Here is a 21,543-nt window from a genome sequence, read left to right on the forward strand (position 1 = left end):
ATACGTTCGCCAAACCTTCAGGAGGACATCAACGCGTTCAGCCTGCGCCGGGCCGGTCCGAGCGCCCGTCCTCTGCCCGGGATCCCGGCCCAGGGGTTGGTGCGGGCCTGCTCGACGGCGTCGGCGATGGTCCAGCGGCGGGCGTCGAGGCCCGGATCGTCGAGCTGGGTCCAGGCCATCGGGGTGGCCACGGGAGCTCCGGGTTTCGCCCGTACGGTGAAGGGGGCGACGGCGGTCTGGGCGTATCCGTTGCGCTGGACGTCCAGGTAGAGGCGGTCGCCGCGGTACTTCTTGCGGGCGGCGGTGGTGAGCCGGTCGGGGTGCCCGGCGACCAGGGTGTCGGCGACGTCCTTGGCGAACTCGCGCACCTCGTCGAAGTCGTGCCGGCCGTTGAGGGGCACGATCACATGCAGTCCGCGGGAGCCGGTGGTCATCAGCGCCGAGGGCAGGTCCAGTTCGTCGAGCAGTTCCCCGAGCAGCCAGGCCGCCTCGTGCACCGCGCCGAAGTCGTCCCCGGCCGGGTCGAGGTCGAAGACCATCCGGTCGGGCCGCTCGACGCTGCCGGCCCGGGACAGCCAGCGGTGCAGGGTGAGGGAGGCCTGGTCGGCGAGGTACAGCAGGGTGGCGGTGTCGTCACAGACGGTGTGGCAGACGGTGCCGCCCTCCTTCGTCACCTCGACGCGGTGGATCCACTCCGGGTAGGAGTCCGGGGTGTTCTTCTGCATGAACCGGGGGCCCGCGAGGCCGTCCGGATGCCGTTCCAGCATCAGGGGACGGCCGCGCAGGTGCGGCAGCATGAACGGCGCGACGGACCGGTAGTAGTCGACGAGATCGCCCTTGGTGTACTCCTTGGCGCCGTCGCCGCCGGGGAAGAGCACCTTGTCCGGCCGGTGCACCTGCACGGTGTGCTTCCCGGCGCGTACGGTCCGTACGTCGTCCCCGCTCACGGCACGATCGCCTGCTCCACCAGGAGCCGTCCGGCGGCCGCGATCGACTCGGCGTCGATGCCCGCCGCGTGCAGTTGCTCCTCGGGCGAGGCCGAGCCAGGCATCGTGCGGACCGCGAGCCGCACCAGGCGCGGGACGGGGCGGCCGTCGGCGAAGGCGTCGAGGACGGCGTCACCGAGTCCGCCCTCCTCGTGGTGGTCCTCCACGGTCAGCAGGCAGCCGGTGTCCTCGGCGGCCTGGCGCAGCGTGACCCGGTCGACGGGCTTGACCGAGTACAGGTCGATCACCCGCACGCGGATGCCCTCCTGGTCCAGCGCCTCGGCGGCCTTCAGCGCTTCGGGCACGGTGACTCCGGCGGCGACGATCGTCATCCGGTCGCTCCCGGAGAAGCGCAGCACCTTGCTGCCGCCGATCGGGAACTCTTCCCCGGGCCCGTAGATCACCGGGCTCTCGCCGCGGCCGGTGCGCAGGTAGCGGATGCCGTCCAGGTCCGCCATGGCGGCGACCAGGTGCGCGGTCTGGTTGGCGTCGCACGGGTACAGCACGGTCGAGCCGTGCACCGCCCGCATCATCGCCAGGTCCTCCAGACCCATCTGGCTGGGCCCGTCCTGTCCGATGGCGACGCCCGCGTGCGAGCCGACGAGGTTGATCCCGGCGCCGCTGATGGAGGCCATGCGCACGAAGTCGTAGGCGCGGGTGAGGAAGGCCGCGAAAGTTCCGGCGTACGGCACCCAGCCGCGCGCGGCGACTCCGACGGCGGCCGCGACCATCTGCTGCTCGGCGATGTAGCACTCGATGTAGCGGTCGGGGTGCTCCTTGGCGAAGAGCTCGGTGCGGGTGGAGTCGCCGACCTCGCCGTCGAGGGCGACGATGTCGCCCCGTCCGGTGCCGAGGGCGGTGAGAGCCTGGCCGTAGGCGTCCCGGGTCGCCACCTCGTCGCCGAGGTCCCAGCGGGGCAGTTCGAGGTGCCCGGCGCGGACGGCGTGCAGGATGCGGGCGGCCGGAGGCTCCTGCACCCGCACGCGGAGGTCGCGGACGCCGCCGAGTTCCTCGATGGCGTCGTCGGCGTTCTTCAGCGGCTTTCCGTGCAGTCCCTCGCGGTCCTGGACGTCTTCGACACCCTTGCCCTTGAGGGTCCGGGCGAGGATCGCGGTGGGCTGGCCCTTGGTGGACGCGGCCTCGCCGTAGGCGCGGTCGATGGCGTCCACGTCGTGTCCGTCGATCTCCACCGTGTGCCAGCCGAAGGCCTGGAAGCGGCGGGCGTAGGCGTCGAGGTCGTGGCCGTGCCTGGTCGGGCCGCGCTGGCCGAGCCGGTTGACGTCGACGATCGCGGTGAGGTTGTCGAGGTGCTCGTGACCGGCGTGTTCGGCGGCCTCCCAGATGGAGCCCTCGGCGAGTTCGCTGTCTCCGCACAGCACCCACACGCGGTAGCCGGTGCGGTCGAGGCGCTGCCCGGCGAGCGCGATGCCGACGCCCACGGGCAGTCCCTGGCCGAGCGATCCGGTCGCCGTCTCGACCCACGGCAGCTTGCGCGGGGTCGGGTGGCCCTCGAGTCGGCTGTCGATCTTCCGGAAGGTCAGCAGCTCCTCGTCGTCGATGACGCCGGCCGCCTTGTAGGTGGCGTACATCAGCGGTGAGGCGTGGCCCTTGGACAGCACGAAGCGGTCGTTGCCGGGGTGGGCGGGGCGGTCGAAGTCGTAGCGGAAATGGTGTGCGAAGAGGACCGCCATCAGGTCCGCGGCGGACATCGAGGAGGTGGGGTGCCCGGAGCCCGCGGCGGCGGAGGCGCGGACGCTGTCCACGCGCAACTGCTGGGCGAGTTCGACGAGTTCACCGGTGTTCATGAGTCTCCTTCCGCGGAGTCCGCGTCGGTGCGCCGGACGGGGCCGGGGCTGGTCCGCGACTCCCCGCCGTCCTGCTGCTCGCCGGGCGCACGGCCCGGCTGGTTCCTGGCGGGTTCCCCGCCGGGCTGGTTCTTCGCGGGTTCCCCGCCTGGTTGGTTCTTGGCAGGTTCCCCACCGGGCCGGCCCTTCGCGGGCTCGTCGGCGGGTCGGTTCACGGCGGGCTCGCCGCCGGGCCCGTTCTCGGCGGGCTTCCCACCGGGCCGGTCATCGGTGGGCGCGGGCCTGTCGTCGGACCCGCTCCGCGCGTCCTCGCGGGCCTTCGCCTCCGTGATCACAGCTTCGCCCGCGCTCGGTTCGACGTCCTGCACTTCCCTCGCCTCCGCCACTGACCTCGTGTCCTTCGCGGGCCCCGGATCGTCCTGCCCGACCGCCTCCGGCCCCGGCAGCGTGTCCCGTGCCGTCGCCGCCCCCGGGCCGGAGCGCGCGGCGGCCTCCTCGCGTGACCGCGGGCGGCCCGGCACCCGGGCCAGCTCCGGTGACGCCGTGTCCAGCGGCACCGACCAGGACCGCACGAGGCCCAACTGGACGGCCTGGCGCGGGAGTACGGCGTCCAGGAGCCAGTCGGCGGCGACCCGGACGCGGTTGCCGGGCATCGCGGCGAGGTGGTACCCGCGGGTGACCGCACCCGCGGCGGGCCCGGACAGCGGGATGTGCAGTGGGTTGGCGGCGGCCTTGACGCCCCCGAGGTCCACGACGAAGCCCAGGTCCTTGTGCCGGTACGGCTGCTTCTCGCCGTCCCCGAAGGAGGCGGCGATGTTGCGCGCCACCGTCCTGCCGTGCCGCCAGGCGTGCTGCGCGGTCATCGGCGTGAAGCCGCCCGGGTTGTCCAGGTCCGGCACCGCGGCCGCGTCCCCGCAGGCGAACACCTCGGGGCGGCCCGGGAGTTGGAGATAGGGGTCGACGACGAGGCGCCCGCGTTCGACGGGCTGCCCGGTGGACTCCACGAGCGGGTCGGGCCGTACGCCGACACACCACACCAGGGTCCGGGTGCCGACGAACTCGCCGTCGGTCAGCAGCACTCCGTCCGGCGTGGCCTCCTTCACGGACGTCCCCATGCGCACCTCCACGCCGCGCTCCCTGAGGGTGCGGTCGGCGGTGGTGGACAGGTGCTCGTCGAGTTCGGGCAGGACCCGGTCGGCGATGTCGAGAAGGATCCAGCGCGGCCGTATGCCGCCCCGCAGGGGGTGCTTGCGGACCTGCGCGTCCGTGTAGAGCTGCCCGTGCGCGGCGACCTCGGTGCCGGTGTAGCCGGCGCCGACGACCACGAAGGTGCAGCGGGCCTCGCGGTCGGCGCGGTCCTCCGCGGCGGCCGCGAGCTCCACCTGCCGGGTGACGTGGTCGCGCAGGTACAGCGCCTCGGGCAGCCCGCGGAAGCCGTGCGCGTACTCGGCGACCCCGGGGATGGGCAGGAGCTTGTTGACGCTGCCGACGGCCAGCACCAGCCGGTCGTAGGGCAGGCTGCCGCGCTCGCCCTCCGGGTCGGTGTAGTGCACGGTCCGCGCGTCCATGTCGATGCCGTCGGCCTCGCCGAGCACCAGCCGCACCCGGGGCAGGGTGCCGGACAGGGAGACGGTGACCCGTCGGGGTTCCAGGATGCCGGCGGCGACCTGGGGCAACAGGGGCAGGTACAGGAAGTAGTCGGTCGGGTTGAGCAGGGTGATGTCGGCCTTGCCGCGGGCTTTTCGGGACAGTTCCTTGGCCGTCCGGTACCCGGCGAAGCCGGCACCGACGATCACGATGCGGGGTCGACTCACGGTTCGCCTCCGGGGCTGTCGCGTACCTCGGGAGCCTTCCGCGTCCCCCTGGCCAGGACGCCCAAACGCCGGTTTTCTTACGGGTCGCCGGGTACTCGGCCACAGCCCGCTGTACGTGGAACCGCCGGAGGTACCCCCCATGCCCGAATACGGCTATTTCCTGTCGTGCGAGGAGTTCGGACCCGCGGAGCTGGTCGAACAGGCGCGAATGGCCGAACAGGCCGGTTTCACCGCGCTGTGGATCTCCGACCACTACCACCCGTGGAACGACGCGCAGGGCCAGAGCCCGTTCGTCTGGTCGGTGATCGGCGCGCTCTCGGAGGCGGTGTCGATCCCGATCGAGACGGCCGTGACCTGCCCGACCGTGCGGATCCACCCGGCGGTGGTGGCGCAGGCCGCGGCGACCTCGGCGGTGATGACGAACGGCCGGTTCCGGCTCGGCGTCGGCTCCGGCGAGGCGCTGAACGAGCACATCCTCGGCCATGTCTGGCCGCCCGCGCACATCCGGCTGGAGATGCTGGAGGAGTCGATCCAGGTGATGCGGCGCCTGTTCACGGGCGAGGAGGTCAACCACCACGGCACGCACTACACGGTCGAGAACGCCCGCCTCTACACGGTCCCCGACGAGCCCGTCCCGATCGACATCTCGGGCTTCGGCCCGGCGGCCACCGCGCTGGCGTCCCGGGTCGGCGACGGCTTCATCACGATGATGCCGGACGAGTCGATGGTCGAGCAGTACCGCAAGGGCGGCGGGGCCGGGAAGCCGGTCAGCGGCGGCACCAAGGTCTGCTACGGCACGGACCGCGCGGAGTGCGTGAGTACGGTCCGCAAGCTGTGGTTCAACCAGTTCCTGCCCGGCGAGATGGGCCAGATCCTGCCCTCACCGAGCCACTTCGAGCAGCTGGAGCCGCTGGTCACCGAGGACATGGTGACCGAGAAGACGGTGTGCGGGGACGACGTCGACGAGCACGTGGCCGCGCTGAGCGCCTTCGCCGACGCGGGCTTCGACCGGATCTACGTGAACCAGATCGGCCCCGACCAGCGCGGCTTCTTCGACTTCTACCGCACGAAGGTGCTGCCCCAGCTCCAGCAGGGCTGAGCATCGCCCTGCGGGGCTGACGTGAACGGCGGTGAGCGGCGGGGCCGTTGGCTCCCGCCGCTCACCGCGTGGTCGTGCGTCCGTGGTCGTGCGTTCAGCCCCGTCGGCGCATCCCCGCGACACCCAGCGCTCCCGCCGCGGCCGCCACGAGGCCCATGCCCATCCGGGTGCGGTTGCGGGAGAGCCAGTCCTGCGGGCTGCGGTGCACGGCCTCCTCGTCGAAGCGGCCGTGCGCCCCGTGGTCCCGCCCGTGCGGTCCGTCCGCGGGCGCCCACAGGTTCCCGGGCCCGTCGTGCTCTCCTTCTTCCTGCTGCGCCTCGAAGTTGGTGCGGGCGAGGTAGCGGTCCAGCAGGCCCGGCGCGACCGCGTTGGCGATGAGGGTGGCCGCCGTGGAGCCGCCGACCCAGTACTCGCGCCGCCGCGCGTGCGAGGCCGCGTGCACGACGGCGCGCGCGGCGACCTCGGGCTGGTAGACCGGCGCCACCGGCCGGGCCCGCCCGGGCATCCGGTTCAACACCCAGTCGAACTGCGGGGTGTTGACCCCCGGCAGCTGCACCATCGTCGTGCGGACGCCGCTGCCCGAGTGGAGCAGCTCGCACCGCAGGGACTCGTTGAACCCCTGGATCGCGTGCTTGGCCCCGCAGTACGCCGACTGGAGCGGGATGCCCCGGTAGGCCAGCGCGGACCCGACCTGCACGATGGTGCCGCGGTTCCGCGGCTGCATGTGCCGCAGGGCGGCCCGGGTGCCGAACACATAGCCCAGGTAGGTCACTTCGGTGACCCGCCGGAACTCGTCGGGGGTGATCTCGGTGAACGGCGCGAAGACGCCGGTGAAGGCGTTGTTGACCCACACGTCGATGTGCCCGAAGGCGTCGACGACCTGCTGGGCGGCGTCCTCCACGGCCTTCGCGTCGGACATGTCGACGCTCACGACGAGCGCCTCACCCCCGGCGCGCTCCACATCGTCGGCCGCCGCCGCGAGGCCTTCGCGTCCCCGGGCCAGGAGGGCGACCCGGGCGCCGCGCTCGGCGAAGGCCCGGGCGGTGGCCCGTCCCACCCCGCCGCTGGCCCCGGTCACCACGACGGTCCTGCCGTGCTTCACGCGCGCTTCCTCCCATGTGTCTGCACCACGCGCTAGGCCCGGTGGTGCGGCTGCTCGGTGTCGGTGCCGCCCTGCGTCGGCGCGGCGCCGGGCTCCGGGGTGCCCGTCGCTCCGGGTGCGACCGGCGGCATGGGCGGATACGGCGTTCCGAGTCCGGTGGGCGGGGCGGCCACCGGTGCGCCGCTCCCGGCGGACTGATCGGCGCCGACGTCCGCGCCGGCTGCCTGACCGGCCGTCGGCCGGGACCCACCGGGCCTGGCCGCGCCGCGCAGCGCGTAGGCCACGGCGCCCAGGATCGCGGCGGTGACCAGTGCGGCGGCCCAGTCGGGCAGGCCGAGCGCGAGGGCGAGGCCCACGGCGAGGGCCAGGGCCGCGCCCGCGTACAGGGCGACGGCGCCGGACGCGGCGTACAGCATGGCCGTACGGCGCTGCTTGCGCGTCTGTTCGCGCAGTTCGTCGCGTACGGTCTCGCGTGCCACCTGCGCCAGCTCGTCGACCAGATGCTTGTCCAGATGCTCCAGGTGATCCAAGCGCTCCATGGCCGCCGGGTACCCGTACGGGAGTACCCGTAACGCGCCCTGACCGCCTGTGCGGCACCGGCGGCCGGGTCGGGAGGATCGCGTGAAACGATCTCCTCGGGCCGGGCACCCGAACTAGGCTCGTGGCATGGAGATTCTGGGAACCACGCTGCGTGTCTGCGTCGACGACCTGGACAGCGCGGTCGTCTTCTACGAACGGCTCGCGGGCGCCACGGCCCTCCGTTTCGAGCGCGGCGGCGTCCAGGTGGCCGCTGTGGGCTGCTTCCTGCTGATGAGCGGACCGGAGGCCGAGCTGGAGGTGCTGCGCAAGGTCGCGGCGACCATCGCGGTGAAGGACGTCGACGAGGCCCGCCGACTCCTCGACGAGCTCGGTGCCCGGATCATCGCGGGGCCGGTCCCGACCCCGGTGGGCCGCAACCTGATCGCGATGCACCCGGACGGCGTGGTGTACGAGTACGTGGACCGCAACGTCTCCTAGGGGGACCCGGTCTCCGGGCGCATCCGGAAGTCGTGGTGGGGCGGGAGCGGTTCGTCGCTGAGGCGGCCCCACAGTTCGCTGATCGCCTCGGCGCCCTCCCTGAGGTCGGCGACCTCGAAGCCCTCCTCGAAGACGGCCCGCGCCGCCTCGGGCCGGTCCTCGGCGAGCAGCAGTGCCACCTCGATCAGCCGGAACCGCCCGCGCGCCCGGGTCGATACGTGCAGCCGCTCCCACACCGAGCGCGCCTCGGCCGTACGCCCCGCCGCGAGCAGTGCCTCCAGCGCCTCGCGGCCCAGCGCGGCCGTCGCCGCCGTCCACGACTCGCCGTCGTCGCGCCGCTCGTGGCACAGGTCGTCGAAGGCGTCGGCGTACCGGTCGGCGGCCCGCTCCCGGTTGCCGCTCTCCTGGTCGGCGACGGCGAGACAGCGCAGCAACGGCCAGACGGACGGCGCCAGTTCGAGCCCCCGCTCCCAGCTGCGCACCGCCTGCGTCCGGTCGCCGGCATGCCACTGGGCGACTCCCAGGTGGTACTCGGTGAGCGGGGTGGCGGGCGCGGTCTCCAGCATGTCCCGCCAGTGCGGCGCGACCAGGGTCCCGCCGGGCGGCCGTACCCGGCGCGGCTCGGGGAAGGACCCGGTGCGCAGCAGCTCCAGCCAGGGTGCCTGCGGCTCGCCGAGGGTGCTCTCCTCGAAGGGCGTGCCGGGCAACTTCCAGTCGGCGCGCAGCACTTCGAGCGCGCCCCAGCCCGAGCCGACGGCGAGCACCTCGCCGGGCTCGGTGTCGGCGTACGGCTTCCAGGCCGCGTAGGCCTGGTCGACGACGGCGCGTGGCAGTACGGCCTCCAGGCGGGCCTCCGCCTTCCCCGGTACCGGTGGCGCGCTGAGCGGCCCGTACGCCTCCAGCCACGCCACCTCGCTCTCCGCGTCCAGCCGTACGTGCTCCAGCTGGGTGCGGGCGAGCCCGGCCTGGATCTCGCAGTAGCCGCCGGTGCCGGGCTCGGTGAGCCACTCCTGCCAGCGCCGGCCGCCGCTGCCGGTGCCCCACACGAACAGCTTGCGCCCGCGCAGGACGTCGGTGGACGTCTGCACCAGCCCGTGGCCGTCGGCGTCGAGGGCGGCGATCCAGCGGCGCCGGATGTCGGGCAGGTCGTAGAACCAGTCGGCGGCGTAAGGGCTGTTGAGCGGGTCCGGCGGGACGGGCTCCCGGCGCAGGTGGCGCTCGTGACCGAAGTGCCAGGCCTCCTCGGCGGGGGCGAGCACCCGGCGCTCCTCCGGTACGGCGGTGTTGGACCACCAGTATCCCGGTACCGGCCGTTCGTGGGGGTTGCGGATCCGGACGCCGACGTACAGGAAGTCAGACTCGCGCGGCAGCCACAGGTCGACCTGGAAGGGCAGGTCGCGCAGCCGCTCCCACTCCCACAGGCGCAGCATCCCCCCGCCGTCGGGGGCGGCCACGCGGGCGGCGTGCAGGGGTGCGCAGGCGAGGGTGGTGTGGCCGGTGGCGCCGATGTTCCATTCGATGCCGCCGGAGAACCAGGCACCGTTCAGGGCGAAGTTCGCCGGCTGGAACACCGGGTTGCGGTACAGGAGTTCACGCCCGGTCGGCTTGTGGAACAGGGAGGCGATCCGGCCACCCAGACCGGGGAGCACGGTGGCCCTGAGCCGGTCGTTCTCGATCACGATCGTCTCGAACGCGTGAGGGGTGCGCTGTCTGCCGTAGCCGTCCCGGACCCGGACCGGCAGCAGGCTGTGCAGCGGCCCGTAGCCGGCCTGACGGGCCATGTCCCGGGGCAGGTCGTCGCGGTCCCGTACGTCGATGCGGTGAACCTCGTGAGGGAGCCGCAGCGGGGGCAGCGGGTTGTCCGGGCCCAGCGGTGCGGCGGGCAGGGTGAGTACGTCTCGCCGGATCGTCGTCACGATCACCATGGAAGCCGCTCGGCATCGAGTCGGCCAGGGGAGCTACCGGTCAGGATTACGCAAAGGCGTCCACGACGATGTCGGCCAGAAGCGCGCCCGCCGTGCCGTCGGGGTCCAGGTCGGGGTCGTAGATGGTGATGTTGAGCCCGACGCAGGCGGGGGAAGCGAGCAACGGCCGTAGGAGAGCCGTGAGTTCGCCGGGCAGCAGGCCCTCCGGGTCGGGGCTGTCGACGGCGGGCATGACGGACGGGTCGAGGACGTCGGCGTCCAGGTGCACCCAGAAGCCGTCGATCTCCGGGATCTCGAAGGCCTGGGCGGTGGCCCGGGCCAGCGCGTCGGCGCCCCACTCGCGGACGTCACCGACGGTCACGACCGGGATCTTCAGGGCGGCGAGTTCGGCGCGGTCCTCCTCGAACGCGTCGCGGATCCCGAAGAACCGCACGTCCTCGTCCCGCAGATAGGGCTTCAGCCCCTCCAGGTCCGTCAGGTCGTCCTGGCCGCGCCCGGTGGCCAGCGCGACCTCCTCACCGCCCGCCGCGCCGATCCGGTCGGAGTTGCCGGTGTGCCGGAAGTCCGGTGACGCGTCGATCGCGGCCAGGCCGTGGCGTCCGACGCGGCGCAGGGCGAGCGAGGCGCCGAGCTGGATGGAGCAGTCGCCGCCGAGGACCACGGGGAAGTCCCCGGCCCGCACATGGCGCTCGATCCGGTCGGCCAGCCTGACGGTGTACGCGGCGATCGCGGCGGCGTTGAAGACCCCGTCGCCCTCCTGCCAGTCCCCCCGGTCGTAGCGCGGCGGCACCACCACCCCGCCCTCCAGCGCGCCGAGCCGCTGCACGATCCGCTGCTCCCGCAGGGCACCGGCGAGCTTGTGGCAGCCGGGCACGGTACCGGGGGCGGGCGGACGCAGACCGAGGTTGGAAGGAGCGTCCAGCACGACGATATTCCGCATGCGGATCATCCTCGCCGACGTACCCTCGACCGTCCACGGAATACGCGAGGGAGCGACAGTGAGTGAGCAGCACACCTACCGGGTGATCGTGCGGGGGACCTGGGACGGGCTCACCGAGGAGGCCCGCGCCCGGCTCCTCGCCGAGGCGGCGGACCACGGCATGGCGAGCATGCGGTTCACCGAGGAGGGCTCCCTGTCGTACGAGCCGGCGCCGCTGAAGCACTTCTCGATGCGGTACGTGGTGGTCTCCGACGCGGCGGACGGCGAGGAGATGGCGGGCGCGATCGCGGAGGACCGTGCGGAGACGGCGCTGCGGGGCCTCGGCTACGGCTTCCGGGACCTGCGGTCGACGGTCACCGACCTCGACACCATGAAGATCAACCGGAAGCCCGCATCTCGGCGGTGATCGCCCACCGCTCGTGGTCCCGCCAGTCCCCGTCGATCCAGATCATCTTCGGGGAGAACCCCTCCAGCCGGAAGCCGCAGCTGCGGGCGAGGGCGAGGGAGGCGGTGTTCAGGGGCTGTGCGTTGATCTCCAGGCGATGCAGCCGCATCGGCCCGAAGGCGTGGTCGACGACGAGGGTCAGGCCCTCCCGCATCAGCCCGCGTCCGGCGGCGTGCGCGAAGGCGCCGTAGCCGAGGGCTCCGCACCGGAACCCGCCCTCGACGATGTTGTTGATGTTGATGAACCCGGCGATGGCCCCGTCGCCCCGCTCGCCGTCCTTCTCGCAGACCAGGAACCCCGCCTTGGTCGGGTCCTCGATGAGCCGGCCCGCGTAGGCGAGGTACGCGCTCTCGCTGTCCGGCGGGAACAGCCAGGGCTGGTGCAGTTCCTTGCTCTCCCGGGCCCGGGCGGTGAACTCGGCGGCGTCCTCGTAGGTGAAGTGCCGGATGCCCACGCGGGGGCCCTCGGCGAGATAGCGGGAAACGGTGTGCGGCATCCCGTCACCCTACGGCGGGCCGGCCGGGCATTCAGCCCGGGGCGGGTTCGTCGAGCGGCCGGGGATTCAGCGCAGGGCGGGTTCGTCGAGCGCCCGGGGATTCAGCGCAGGGCGGGTTCGTCGAGCGTCAGCGTTCCCGCGTCGGCGTCGAGCTCGGCCCGGACCCCGAAGGGCATGGTCCACGCCCCCTCGCAGTGCCCGAACCCGAACTCCTCGACGACCGGCACACCGAGCCCGCCGAGCCGGTCGGCGAGGACCGTGCGCAGGACGTCGTACGGGCCGCAGCCCGCCCAGGAACCGAGGGCGATGCCCCGCACGCCGTCCAGCCAGCCGGTGCGCAGGAGCTGGGTCAGCATGCGGTCGACACGGTACGGCTGCTCCCCCACGTCCTCGATCAGCAGCAGTCCGTCCCGGGCGCCGGTGCGGGCGTGCCGGGTGCCGAGGTCGGTGGCGAGGAGGCTGAGGCAGCCGCCGAGGGTCACTCCGCGGGCCCGTCCGGGGACCAGGGCGGGGCCGCGGGAGGTCAGGGTGCGGACCGTCTCCGGGCTGAAGAGGGTGGCCCTCAGGTGTTCCTGGGCGACGGTGTTCTTGACGAAGTCGGCACCGGCCGCGGCCGGCCCGTACAGCGTGACCAGGCCGAGGCGGGTGGCGAAGGCCTGGTGGAGGGTGGTGACGTCGCTGAAGCCCACGAACACCTTCGGTCCGGCCGCCCGCATCGCCTCCCAGTCGAGAAGGTCGACCATGCGCTGCGCGCCGTAGCCGCCCCGGGCGCACAGCACCGCGTCCACGGAGAAGTCACACCAGGCTCGCTGGAGGTCGGAGGCGCGGTCCGCGTCGGATCCGGCGAGGTAGCCCAACTCGCCGTGCGTGTCTAGGACATGGGGGGCGACCACCGGGTCGAGGTCCCAGCCGCGCAGGAGGTCGAGTCCGGCCTGGAGCCGGTCCTCCGCGACGGGGCCGCTCGGTGCGACCACGGCCACGCGAGCGCCGGGGCCGAGCCTGGACGGCCGTACGAGTTCTGTCACTTGGTGAGCTCCAACGTCGGGACGCCGGGCGGGTTGAGCCCGAACACCTGGGCGTACAGGGAGAGTTCGGATTCCAACGCCCGGATCATCGTGTCGGCCCGCCGGAACCCGTGCCCCTCCCCCTCGAAGGCGAGGTAGGCGTGCGGCACCCGCCGCCCGGCGATCCGTTCCAGGAACCGCTCGCACTGCGCGGGCGGGCAGATCACGTCGTCCAGGCCCTGGAGCAGCAGGAAGGGCGCGGTGACCCGGTCCGCGTGCTCGACGGGCGAGCGTTCCGCGTACCGTCCGGGGACCTCGGCGAGCGGTCCGACCAGGCTCTCCAGGTACTGCGACTCGAAGTCGTGGGTCTCCCCGGTGCCCCAGCCGGTCAGGTCGAGGATCGGGTACACGATCGTGCCGCAGGCGTACACGTCGGTCGTGGTGAGCGAGGCGGCCGCGGTCCAGCCGCCCGCGCTGCCGCCGCGGATGGCGAGCCGGTCGCGGTCGGCGGTGCCCTCGTCGGCGAGGGCGAGCGCGACGGCCGCGCAGTCCTCGACGTCGACCACGCCCCACTGCTCGCGCAGCCGGTTGCGGTACTCGCGCCCGTAGCCGGTGGAGCCGCCGTAGTTGACCTCGGCGACACCGATGCCGCGCGAGGTGAAGTAGGCGATGGAGAGGTCGAGGACGAGGGGCGCGTGCCCGGTCGGTCCGCCGTGCGCCCAGACGACGTAGGGCGGCAGCTCGTCGCCGGGCGCCAGGTACCCGGGCCGGTGCGGCGGGTAGACGTGGGCGTGGATGTCCCGGCCGTCCGGTCCGGTGAAGGTGCGGATCAGGGGCTCGGGGTAGTACGCGGGCTCGACGGGGTCGTCGTGCTCGGCGCCGATCACCCGGGCCCGTCCCGTACGGGCGTCCAGTTCGACGACCTCGTAGGCGGTGCGGGGACTGGCGCCGACGGCGACGACCCGCTCGCCGTGCACCGCGAGGGTGGGGGCGAACTCGGTCCAGGGGCCGGCCGCGTCGACGAGTTCGCCGGTCTCCGGGTCCAGGATCCCGAGGGCCGTCGAGCCGGTGCCGTGCACGACAGCGATCAGGCCGCTGTCGAGCGGGGCGAACCAGCGGTGCCCGAGCTTCCACAGGGCGCCGCCGAACTCCTCCTCGCGCGGGCAGAGTTGCTCGCCGTCGCGGTAGAGGTTCCACCAGCCGGTGCGGTCGCTCGCGTACAGCAGACGGCCGTCGGGCGACCAGTCGGCCTGCGCGACGGACTCCTCCGGGCCTCCGGCCACCGTGCGCGGCTCCCGGAACGTGCCCTCGTGGACCTCGGCGACGATCAGCTCCGTGCCGTCCCAGGGCATCCGCGGATGGTCCCAGGCGAGCCAGGCCGCGCGCGAGCCGTCGGGCGAGATCCGGGCTCCGGTGACGAACCGGTGCCGGTCGTCGGTGAGTTCACGCACCGCGTCCCGGTCCTGCGCGGCCGAGCCGTCCAGCGGCACGGCGGCGAGGACCCGGCGCAGGTCCGTTGGTCCGTCGCCGGTGAACTCCTCGAGGACGCACCACACTTCCCCGAGGTCGAGCCGCACCTGCGGTTCCGCCCAGCGCAGTCCGCCGCCCACCGGGGAGACGGGCGTGAGGGGCACCGGCTCGCCGCCGGGCTCGTACCGGTACAACCGCTGGTCGGCGAAGTGCACGAACACGACGAGCGGTTCACCCGCCACGACCGCGCCGGCCCAGGGGTGGCCGCCGTACTCGATGACCCGGCTGCGCACGTTCCACGGCGCGGGCAGCACCGACTCCTCGCTGCCGTCGGCACGTCTGCGCACCAGGGTGCGGCGGCCCCCCTCGGTGGGCCGGGGTTCGGTCCACCAGACCTCGTCCCCGACGAAGCCGAGCCATTCGGGGTGTCCGTCGTGCGCGGCGGCGAGGGCCGCGTCGATGGGCGAGGGCCAGGAACCGTATGGCGACGTCTGCACGTTCTCCCCCACTCGCTCAGGCCGTCCGCAGGAAGCGGTCGAGTACCCGCACCCCGAAGTGCAGTGCCTCCACGGGGACGCGTTCGTCGACGCCGTGGAAGAGGGCCTGGTAGTCGAAGCCCTCCGGCAGCTTCAGCGGCGCGAAGCCGTAGCCGGTGATGCCGAGTCGGGAGAACTGCTTGGCGTCCGTGCCGCCGGACATGCAGTACGGCACCACGTGCCCCTCGGGCGCGAACTCCTCGACGGCGGCCCGCATCCGGGCGTACGTCGGCGAGTCGACCGGCGCCTGGAGCGCGACCTCGCGATGGCTGTACTCCCAGTCCACGTCGGGTCCGGTGAGCAGGTCGAGGGTCGTGCGGAACTCGTCCTCGCCGCCGGGAAGGTAGCGGCCGTCGACGTAGGCCACGGCCTCCCCCGGGATCACGTTGAGCTTGTAACCGGCTTCCAGCATGGTCGGGTTGGCGCTGTTGCGCACGGTCGCCTCGACCAGCTTGGCCGCCGGGCCCAGCTTCTCCAGCAGCGCGTCCACGTCGGTGAGGTCGGTCTCGATGCCGTAGAGCGCGGCGAGTTCGGTGAGGGCGGCGCGGACGGTCGGGGTGAGCCGGAGCGGCCATTCGTGCTCGCCGATGCGGGTCACGGCGGCGGCGAGCCGGGTGACGGCGTTCTCCTTGTTGACCTTGGAGCCGTGTCCGGCCCGGCCGCGCGCGGTCAACTTCAGCCAGCCCGTGCCGCGTTCACCCGCCGCCACCGGGTAGATCTGTCGCCCGGCGCCGTCGTGGAAGGTGAACGCCCCGGACTCGCTGATCCCCTCCGTGCAGCCCTCGAAGAGCTCCGGGTGCTCGTCGGCGAGGAACCCGGAACCGTCCTCGGCGCTGGCCTCCTCGTCGGCGGTGAACGCGATCACGAGGTCACGCCGGGGCCGTACGCCCTGCCGGGCCCAGTTCCGCACGACGGCCAGGATCATCGCGTCCATGTTCTTCATGTCGACCGCGCCGCGCCCCCACACGACCCCGTCGCGGATCTCCCCGGAGAAGGGGTGCACGCTCCAGTCGGCGGCCTCGGCGGGCACCACGTCCAGGTGACCGTGGACGAGCAGCGCGTCCGCCGACGGGTCGCTGCCCTCGATCCGGGCTACGACGTTCGTACGGCCCTTGGTGCGCTCCAGCATCAGGGGCTCCAGACCCGCCCCGGCCAGCTGCTCGGCCGCGTACTCGGCGGCGGGCCGCTCCTGGCAGTCGCCGCCGCCCCGGTTGGTGGTGTCGATGCGGATGAGGTCGGAGGTGAACCGGACGACCTCGTCCAGTGCCTGCTGGTCAGCCATACTGCTCCTCCACGGCGGCCGAGACGATGGTGGTGACCGCCTTGAAGGTACGGATTCCCGCGTACATGGTCTCGCTCGTGTACGCCACCTTCCGCGCCCCGATCCGCTCGACGCCCGGCACCACGGTGGCGGCCATGGCGAGGTGCTCGGCGTCGAACTCGACGGCGATGGTGAACGGTCCTGCCTGCGCGGGTTCCTGACGGACCGCCAGCTGTGCGGCCTCCTTGGCCGCGGCCCGGATGTCGGCGGCGGTACGGGCCGGGGTCCGGCACACGGCGGCGTAGCGCGAGACGTGGTCCTTGACGGCGACCTTCAGCGCCCCGGGCGCGTACCCGAGGGCGTCCTCGCAGGCCACGTCGTCGCCGGTGACGAGGACGACGGGGACGCCGTACTCCGCGACCACGTGCGCGTTGAGGTGGCCCTCGCTGGCGGGGACGTCGTTCAGCCACACCCCGGTGATGGAGTTGGCGAGGTAGGTGTGGGCCAGGACGCCCTCCTGACCGGCGCCCGCGTGGTAACCGACGAACGCGATGCCGTCGACGTCACCGTGCTGCACGCCCTCGACCATGGAGAGGTCCTTGTGCCGCCCGGTGAGCATCTCGGTGCGCTCGTCGAGCCGCTCCAGGAGCAGGTTGCGCATGGTCCAGTGGGCCTCGTTGACGACCACCTCGTCGGCGCCCCCGTCGAAGAAGCCGAGCACGGCCGCGTTCACGTCCGAGGTGAACAGGGAGCGGCACCGCTCCCACTGCGGTGTCCCCGGCAGCACGTCGGCCGGCCAGGTCACGCCGGTGGCGCCCTCCATGTCGGCGCTGATCAGGATCTTCATGGTGCGCCACGTTACGCGGCGAAGAGGTTTACGTCGCCCGCAGGTGGTGAGGCGAGCCGAATGCCGCTCACCCCCGCCGCACCGGCAACCCCTGGAAGACGCGTATCCTCCCTCGCGGGTTCCACAGGAGACGGACAGGGAGCAGCGTGAGCGACACCGCACAGCCCGTACAGCCGGCACGCCGGACGGCGGCGGCCCCCAAGGCGTCCAAGACGCCCGAGGCGACCGCCGCGACCGAGGCGACCGCCGCTCCGGGGAACCCGTCCGTACGCCCGAGGCAGCGCGACGCGTTCTTCGACAACGCCAAGTACCTGGCGATCGTGCTGGTCGCGATGGGGCACGCCTGGGAGCCGCTGCGCTCCGACAGCCGGGCCGTCACCGCGCTGTACACGATCGTCTACGCCTTCCACATGCCGGCGTTCATCATCATCTCGGGCTACTTCTCGCGCACCTTCGACGCGAGTCCGGCGAAGATCAAGCGCCTGGTCACCGGGGTCGTCGTCCCGTATGTCGTGTTCGAGACGGCGTACACCCTTTTCACCCGCTGGTCCGACGGTGTCCCGGACCGCCCGGTCAGCCTGCTCGACCCGCTGTACCTGACGTGGTTCCTGGCCGCGCTGTTCATCTGGCGGCTGACCACGCCGATCTGGCGCAGCGTGCGGTGGCCGCTGCCGATCGCGCTCACGGTCGCCGCGCTCGCCACCCTCAGCCCGTCCATCGGCAACGACCTCGACCTCCAGCGCACCCTCCAGTTCCTGCCGTACTTCGTGCTGGGCCTGTGCCTGCGGCCCGAGCACTTCTCGCTGGTCCGGCAGTGGCGGGTACGTCTGCTCGCGCTCCCGGTGTTCGCGGCCGCGGTGGTGTTCTCGTACTGGGCGGTGCCGCGCATGGACTACGCGTGGCTCTTCCACCGCGACGCCGCCGAGCACTTCGGGGTGCCCGCCTGGTACGGCCCGCTCATGACGCTGGCCCTCTTCGGCTGCTCCCTGATCCTGGTCGCCTGCTTCCTGTCCTGGGTGCCGGGGCGCCGGATGTGGTTCACGACGCTGGGCGCGGGCACGCTGTACGGCTATCTCCTGCACGGCTTCGTCGTCCAGGCCGGCAACCACTTCGACTGGGCGGCCCACCGCTGGCCGCACACCCCGCTCGGCGAGATCGCCGTCACCCTGGTCGCCGGGTTGGTCGTGACCGCCCTGTGCACCGCGCCGGTGCGGCGGGTGTTCCGGTGTGTGATGGAGCCGCGGATGGAGTGGGCGTTCCGGAAGACCGAGCCGGAGGCGGGCCGGGTGCCCGCTCAGGCGCGACGGTAGGCGCACGCAGCGGTGACGGACGCGGCGGGCGGGCGGCGGGCGGCATCCACCACCCACCCGCACCGGGCCATCAGGTGGGGCGCCCCACCACCCACCACTTCGAGGGCAGTTCGATCCGGGTGCCGTCGGCCCGGTACTCCGTGGTGATCAGCGGCAGTTCTCCGCTCGCCACGATCGCCAGCCCGGCCGCCCCGAGGTACACGGGCACCGCGTCGTCGGCCACCTCGCCGGGCGCGATGCCGTGGCGGAAAATGGGTGCCAGCTTGGCGGGCGGCCCGTCGGCGCTCTGCGCGAGTCCCACGAGGACGGGCTTGGCGGCCTCGGACAGCTCGACGAGGAAGGCCCTGCCCCGCTCCCCGAGGAGGGTGGCGATCGAGTCGACCATCTGCTGGCGGTCCTCGGGGGCGGCCTGGTGCAGCACGCCCCGCATGTACACGTTGGCGTCCCCGAGTTCGGCGTGCAGGCTCTCCGGCTCGGCCTTGTCGGAGGCGTCCAGCTGCCGGTAGGTCACCTGCTCGTCGGGGTCGGCGTCGCGCGCACGGTCGAGAGCGGCGGCGGACAGGTCGACGCCGATCACCTGGGTGAAGTGGGCGGCGAGAAAACGGCTCTGGGTGCCGTTCCCACAGCCCAGGTCCACCAGCGGCAACCCGGGGTCGATCAGCAGCGGCTCGAAGTGGGCGAGGTGGACCCCGGAGGTCAACACCGGCTCCGCGTCCCAGAACACGGCCCCCTGCCGCCCCGGAGCCTCCCGCCAGAACCCCTCCCAGGACTCCCGGTACCGACCCGTCACGCTCATGCCCAACTCCCCAGGATGCGACACAAACCCGCCACACTTGGCGGGCCAGTACGGTGTATCGCGCCGGGGTCACGCGAACAAGCGCATGGCGCTTTCCTTCACTGTGAGTTCGAGAAACGCGCGCCCCTGGACCACTCAGCGGCGTGGCAGGGTCAGTTCGAACCACACGGTCTTCCCCGCCTTCGTACGGCTCGCACCCCACTCCCGCGCCAAGGTGCTCACGACCCGCAGCCCCCGCCCCTGCTCGTCGACCGGCCCCGCGCTCAGCAGGTCGGGCAGGTCGTGGTCATCGTCGTCGACCTCGCACAGCAACGTGTCCCCCCGCACCAACCGCAGCTCGACGGGCCGCCGATGAGAATGCCGTACGGCGTTGGTGACCAGCTCGCTCACCATCAGCTCGGCGCCGTCGGCCAGTTTCGCGAGCCCCCAGTCATGGAGCTGCTCGCGCACCGCGGCCCGGGCGCGCCCCACCTCGGCGGGATCGAGCCGGATCCGCCACTCGGCGACGTCCTCCGGTGCGATGCCGTTGAGGCGGGCCATCAGCAGTGCCACGTCGTCCTTGCGCCCGCCCCGCGTGTTCAGCGCACGGATGATCGCGTCGCAGGCGTCGTCCATGGAGGCGGCCGGGTGCGCCGCGGACTCGGTGAGCGTCGCGAGCCCCACACCGATGTCCTCGCCCCGCACCTCCACCAGGCCGTCGGTGCACATCAGCAGCCGGTCACCGGGCTCCACGCGCACGCGTACGGCCTCGAAGGGCACCCCGCCGACGCCGATGGGCGCACCGGTGGGCAGTTCGAGCAGCTCGCTGCGCCCGTCCGAGGCCCGCACGATCACCGGCGGGATGTGGCCCGCGTTGGCGATCCGGAGCTCGCTCGCGATCGGGTCGTAGACGGCGTAGAGACAGGTCGCGAGGTAGCTGTCGCCGAGCCGCTGGGCGAGGTCGTCGAGGTTGCGCAGCAGCTGGGCCGGGGGCAGGTCGAGCGCGGCCATGGTCTGTACGGCCGTGCGCAACTGGCCCATCATGGCGGCCGAGTTGAGGCCGTGTCCCATGACGTCGCCGACGACCAGGGCGGTGCGTGCGCCGGGCAGCTTGACGGAGTCGAACCAGTCGCCGCCGACGCGTCCGAGGAGCGTGCCCGGCAGATAGCGGGTGGCGATGTCGCAGCCCGCCATGCGCGGCGGGATGTGCGGCAGCATGCTGTCCTGGAGGGTCTCGGCGACCGACTCCTGGAAGGTGTACATGCGCGCGTTGTCGAGCACGAGGCCCGCGCGGGCGGCGAGTTCGGCACCGGTGACCCGGTCCATGTCGTTGAACTCGACGCGCTCGGGGTGCCGTAGCAGGATCATGAACCCGAGGACCACATTGCGGGCCTTGAGCGGGACGACGAGCATGGAGCGGCCGGTGATCAGCGGCCGGATGTCCCGCTTCTCGAACTGCGAGGCGATGGCGTGGCCCATCTGCTCGCTGATGCGCGGCACCAGGACGGGCTCGCCGCTGGTCATGCACTGGAAGAACGGGGTGTGCGCGGGGAACGGCATGGCCTCGCCGACCGGCACCACGTCGTCCCAGCGGCCGGGTTCGTCGGTGTGTTCGAGGGCGACCCGGTGCCACATGGTGGTGGTGTCGGGCACGCCGTCGGGGAAGCCCTCGCCGGCGACGACCTGTTCGCGCAGATAGGTGCCGGCGACGTCGGTGAATCGGGGCACGACCGCCTTGCTGACCTCGACGATGGTGCGGGACAGGTCGAGGGAGGTGCCGATCTTCCCGCTGACCTCGTTGAGGAACTCCAGGCGCTCACGTACGGCGACGTACTCGAGGTCCTCGCCCTCGTCCTGGTCTGCCTGCGCGACCGGCAGCCCCTCGGCGGCCGCCCTGGCCGCCCGCTCGCGGCGGGCCTTGCGCTCGGCACGCCGGGGCACGCCCCAGTCGGGGGTGACGGGCACCCGGTCGTTCTGGCTGAACTCCAGGATCGGATAGCCCAGTTCGAGGATCTGCGCGACGATGCGGGCGCTCTCGCCCACGCTCATGCTGGGCAGGATCTCGGGGAGCCGGCGGGCGAGTTCGTCGGCGCCGGGGAAGTCGGTGTGCAGGGCGAAGGCGGGCGCGATCCGCTCGACGGCCCCGGTGCCCTCGTCCAGGTCGAGGTCCCGGTGGAGTCCGTCCGCGTCGGCGGCCAGGACCAGCAGGCGCTCCTGGCCGGGGCCCACCAGCGGGTAGGCCCACCACAGGACGTCGGCGCGGTCCGCTCCCGGGAGGGTGAGGCGGGCGCGGCCCGCGGCCGGGTAGGAGAGCCCGCCGTCGAGGGACGACTCCAGGTCGGGTCCGAGGCCGTCGTAGGCCGCGTGGACGCCGTAGGGCCGGGTGTCCCCGTCGTCGGGGAGCGCTCCGGAGACGGGCAGCAGATCGGCGGCCGGGCGGCCGATGGCCTGCTCCTTGGTCACGCCGAACAGCCGCCCCGCGCCCCGGCTCCAGTGGGACACCAGGCCGACGCGGTCCACCACGACCACGGCCAGCGGGACCCGCCCGGCCGAGGCGTGGCCGTCCGCCGCGCCGTGCCCAGCTCCGCGGCTGGGAGGTGCGCCCCGCTCGGTGCCTCGGTCCATGGCCCAGGCCCTCTCTCCGCAAGATCTGTGCCGCCTGCTCCACCGTACGGCGCCGGTCGGTCACGGTGTGCGGCAATGCGGGAATT

At 72.8% G+C, this 21,543-nt stretch carries 18 protein-coding genes; 4 read left to right on the forward strand and 14 right to left on the reverse strand.

Going from position 1 to position 21,543, the window contains the following annotated elements:
* Window positions 1-17: 17 nt before the first annotated feature.
* The 3 genes from ligD to OHN19_RS07945 are packed head-to-tail and all read right to left on the reverse strand — an operon-like array spanning window position 18 to window position 4,587.
* Window positions 18-947 carry a non-homologous end-joining DNA ligase gene (ligD, locus tag OHN19_RS07935; RefSeq protein WP_330263475.1) on the reverse strand — a complete coding sequence of 310 codons (930 nt, stop codon included), beginning with the start codon at window positions 945-947 and terminating at the stop codon, window positions 18-20.
* The gene (locus tag OHN19_RS07940; RefSeq protein ID WP_330263476.1) at window positions 944-2,791 is read right to left on the reverse strand and encodes a transketolase; all 1,848 of its coding nucleotides are present in this window, start codon (window positions 2,789-2,791) and stop codon (window positions 944-946) included. The genes ligD and OHN19_RS07940 overlap by 4 nt, the downstream gene beginning before the upstream one ends.
* Window positions 2,788-4,587, reverse strand: a complete 1,800-nt coding sequence (locus OHN19_RS07945; RefSeq protein WP_391195076.1) for an FAD-dependent oxidoreductase — start codon at window positions 4,585-4,587, stop codon at window positions 2,788-2,790. The genes OHN19_RS07940 and OHN19_RS07945 overlap by 4 nt, the downstream gene beginning before the upstream one ends.
* Window positions 4,588-4,744: 157 nt before the next feature.
* Between OHN19_RS07945 and OHN19_RS07950 the strand changes: the two genes are divergently transcribed.
* Window positions 4,745-5,704 (forward strand): LLM class F420-dependent oxidoreductase, encoded by a 960-nt coding sequence (locus tag OHN19_RS07950; protein WP_330263478.1) that lies wholly within the window; start codon window positions 4,745-4,747, stop codon window positions 5,702-5,704.
* 94 nt (window positions 5,705-5,798) lie between these two features.
* Here OHN19_RS07950 and OHN19_RS07955 read toward each other — a convergent pair whose 3' ends face one another.
* Together OHN19_RS07955 and OHN19_RS07960 are read right to left on the reverse strand one after the other, a co-directional pair.
* Entirely contained in the window at window positions 5,799-6,806 is a 1,008-nt protein-coding gene (locus tag OHN19_RS07955) for an SDR family oxidoreductase (RefSeq protein ID WP_330263479.1), read from the reverse strand.
* 32 nt (window positions 6,807-6,838) lie between these two features.
* Window positions 6,839-7,345 carry a phage holin family protein gene (locus OHN19_RS07960; RefSeq protein ID WP_330263480.1) on the reverse strand — a complete coding sequence of 169 codons (507 nt, stop codon included), beginning with the start codon at window positions 7,343-7,345 and terminating at the stop codon, window positions 6,839-6,841.
* 127 nt (window positions 7,346-7,472) lie between these two features.
* On the opposite strand from OHN19_RS07960, the gene OHN19_RS07965 reads away from it, so the two are divergent.
* Window positions 7,473-7,823 carry a VOC family protein gene (locus OHN19_RS07965; protein ID WP_330263481.1) on the forward strand — a complete coding sequence of 117 codons (351 nt, stop codon included), beginning with the start codon at window positions 7,473-7,475 and terminating at the stop codon, window positions 7,821-7,823.
* On the opposite strand, the gene OHN19_RS07970 is transcribed toward OHN19_RS07965, so the two are convergent.
* Together OHN19_RS07970 and OHN19_RS07975 are read right to left on the reverse strand one after the other, a co-directional pair.
* A complete protein-coding gene (locus OHN19_RS07970; protein ID WP_330263482.1) occupies window positions 7,820-9,748 on the reverse strand; it encodes a DUF5107 domain-containing protein in 1,929 nt (642 codons plus the stop codon). The two genes, OHN19_RS07965 and OHN19_RS07970, sit on opposite strands and share 4 nt — an antisense overlap.
* Before the next feature lie 46 nt (window positions 9,749-9,794).
* Window positions 9,795-10,688, reverse strand: coding sequence for an arginase family protein (locus OHN19_RS07975; RefSeq protein ID WP_330263483.1), 894 nt, complete (start codon window positions 10,686-10,688; stop codon window positions 9,795-9,797).
* 58 nt (window positions 10,689-10,746) lie between these two features.
* Here OHN19_RS07975 and OHN19_RS07980 point away from each other — a divergent pair, with 58 nt between their 5' ends.
* The gene (locus tag OHN19_RS07980; protein ID WP_330263484.1) at window positions 10,747-11,094 is read left to right on the forward strand and encodes a DUF6204 family protein; all 348 of its coding nucleotides are present in this window, start codon (window positions 10,747-10,749) and stop codon (window positions 11,092-11,094) included.
* Here the strand turns inward: OHN19_RS07980 and OHN19_RS07985 are convergent.
* From OHN19_RS07985 to OHN19_RS08005, 5 genes are all read right to left on the reverse strand, one after another.
* The gene (locus tag OHN19_RS07985; RefSeq protein WP_330263485.1) at window positions 11,066-11,629 is read right to left on the reverse strand and encodes a GNAT family protein; all 564 of its coding nucleotides are present in this window, start codon (window positions 11,627-11,629) and stop codon (window positions 11,066-11,068) included. The genes OHN19_RS07980 and OHN19_RS07985 overlap by 29 nt on opposite strands.
* A gap of 101 nt (window positions 11,630-11,730) precedes the next feature.
* Window positions 11,731-12,654, reverse strand: a complete 924-nt coding sequence (locus OHN19_RS07990) for an LD-carboxypeptidase (RefSeq protein ID WP_330263486.1) — start codon at window positions 12,652-12,654, stop codon at window positions 11,731-11,733.
* Window positions 12,651-14,600, reverse strand: coding sequence for an LpqB family beta-propeller domain-containing protein (locus OHN19_RS07995; RefSeq protein WP_330263487.1), 1,950 nt, complete (start codon window positions 14,598-14,600; stop codon window positions 12,651-12,653). Before OHN19_RS07995 ends, OHN19_RS07990 begins: the two co-directional genes overlap by 4 nt.
* A gap of 16 nt (window positions 14,601-14,616) precedes the next feature.
* A complete protein-coding gene (locus tag OHN19_RS08000) occupies window positions 14,617-15,921 on the reverse strand; it encodes a M20/M25/M40 family metallo-hydrolase (RefSeq protein WP_330263488.1) in 1,305 nt (434 codons plus the stop codon).
* A complete protein-coding gene (locus tag OHN19_RS08005) occupies window positions 15,914-16,747 on the reverse strand; it encodes a M55 family metallopeptidase (protein ID WP_330263489.1) in 834 nt (277 codons plus the stop codon). Before OHN19_RS08005 ends, OHN19_RS08000 begins: the two co-directional genes overlap by 8 nt.
* 146 nt (window positions 16,748-16,893) lie before the next feature.
* Between OHN19_RS08005 and OHN19_RS08010 the strand changes: the two genes are divergently transcribed.
* Complete coding sequence (locus OHN19_RS08010) at window positions 16,894-18,057, forward strand: acyltransferase family protein (RefSeq protein ID WP_330263490.1); 1,164 nt, start codon at window positions 16,894-16,896, stop codon at window positions 18,055-18,057.
* A gap of 70 nt (window positions 18,058-18,127) precedes the next feature.
* On the opposite strand, the gene OHN19_RS08015 is transcribed toward OHN19_RS08010, so the two are convergent.
* Complete coding sequence (locus OHN19_RS08015; protein ID WP_330263491.1) at window positions 18,128-18,853, reverse strand: class I SAM-dependent methyltransferase; 726 nt, start codon at window positions 18,851-18,853, stop codon at window positions 18,128-18,130.
* Window positions 18,854-18,988: 135 nt separating this feature from the next.
* Window positions 18,989-21,457: an ATP-binding SpoIIE family protein phosphatase gene (locus OHN19_RS08020; protein ID WP_330263492.1), complete on the reverse strand. Its 2,469-nt coding sequence runs from the start codon at window positions 21,455-21,457 to the stop codon at window positions 18,989-18,991.
* Window positions 21,458-21,543: the final 86 nt, after the last annotated feature.

Source organism: Streptomyces griseorubiginosus (genome assembly GCF_036345115.1).
Classification (GTDB): domain Bacteria; phylum Actinomycetota; class Actinomycetes; order Streptomycetales; family Streptomycetaceae; genus Streptomyces; species Streptomyces griseorubiginosus_C.